Annotated in this window: 1 protein-coding gene; it reads right to left on the bottom strand. The window is 38.6% G+C overall.

The features are described 5' to 3' along the window. Positions 1 to 121: 121 nt before the first annotated feature. A partial coding sequence (locus tag LJE09_RS17200; protein ID WP_196002842.1) for a transposase occupies positions 122 to 1078 on the bottom strand: 957 nt, incomplete at its 5' end.

Below are 1078 nucleotides of genomic sequence, written 5' to 3'. Positions count from 1 at the left end.
AGCCTGCAAATAAAAAGTCAATACTAAAATTGAAGAAAGTTAAAAAACTTTACAGGTTAAAAATTAGGCATTAAAATAAGGCCACCACAACCAGTGCTGGTCTGAAAGTAAAAGTTTTGAATTAGCTTGGATCAGGAAGAACAGAAAGATATTCTTTCACTCGTCCATAGTATATTCTGAGAAATTTATTAGCACCTGCAGTCATATAAACATAGTAAGGCTTACCCTGGGTGCGTTTTCTGTCCATGAATTGATATACAGGATCATCCTGAGGCATGGTTTTGATAAGAACATCCATTACTTGAAAAAGAGTCTTTCTTAAATTTGAAGATCCACGTTTGGATGTTGGGACGCTTTTTTGTGCATAGGAACCAGATTCGTTTACCCCAGGATCAACTCCGGCGAATGCAGTAAGGGCTCCTTTATGCGTGAATCTGGTTACATCACCGATCTCAGCCATAAGCTGTGGACCGAGAGATGGACCAATCCCTTTAAACTGCATGACAATTGAGTATTCAGGAAGCTTTGAGGCAGTCTCGTTCATGAGAGTGCGTATTGTTTCGACAGTAACGGAAGTACTGTTGAGCTGATCGATAGCTTGTCTGATGATATGTTTGGTTATTTCATTCTTAGGAAATACTGGAACAAGTTCCTTTGTTTTGGTGTAAATTTCTTCCGCTTTTGATTTATTGAAGGCATATTTTTTGCGCTTGCACCAGTTCTGATAATGTTCAACAAAAGCGTTTAGAGACATTTTACGAATGCAATCTACATGCCAGTATGTAGAGACAAAATCAACCCATTTCTGGGAACCATCACTGCGGGTGGGACTATTGAAATAAGTATTTGCATTTGGATAGGTCTGGTCAATGAGGCCAATAAGATTATTTTTCATAGCCGTTTTTTGTTTCACATAGAAATGGAACTGACGATTCATGACCTTTAGCTGAGCGCGTAATTCATCTGTAATACTATACGGTTCAAGACTTTGCCATTTGTCAAGAGCGTAGCGGGCAATCTTGACAGAATCAGCTTTGTCGGACTTGATTTTGCGAAGAGAATCGTTATTAAAATCTTT

Origin of the sequence: Blautia sp. DFI.3.45 (assembly GCF_020593505.1) — a bacterium.
Lineage (GTDB): Bacteria > Bacillota > Clostridia > Lachnospirales > Lachnospiraceae > Blautia_A > Blautia_A wexlerae.
This window is presented reverse-complemented; position numbering and strand designations above follow the sequence as displayed.